Raw genomic sequence first — 266 nt, forward strand, 5'->3', positions numbered from 1 at the left:
TGTTTGAGAGGGGCGTCAAACAGAAAACGGCCCGGGATTACCGCAAAGCGGGGGCCGCGGAGCGGTGCCGCCTCAGATCCGGGTGAGAAAGTTCATTTTCACGGCCACAAATGTCAGGAAACCCGCCCAGGCCTGCTCGGTCGGGCGGTCCCAGTCGGGGCCGAGAATGGCCGCAAGGGCACCTGTGAAACTGTCGATGAAGCCGTTGAAATGGGCGTCCGACACTTCAAGCTTGCGGTGTTTTTCGCCCTGCTGCTGCAGGATCA

General features: G+C 60.9%; 1 protein-coding gene. It reads right to left on the reverse strand.

Translation table 11 applies throughout. The features are described from left to right. Window positions 1–72 precede the first annotated feature (72 nt). Window positions 73–266: globin (locus RA19_RS24725; RefSeq protein ID WP_039168309.1), on the reverse strand; the 194-nt coding region annotated here is incomplete at its 5' end.

The organism is Leisingera sp. ANG-M1 (genome assembly GCF_000813745.1).
Classification (GTDB): domain Bacteria; phylum Pseudomonadota; class Alphaproteobacteria; order Rhodobacterales; family Rhodobacteraceae; genus Leisingera.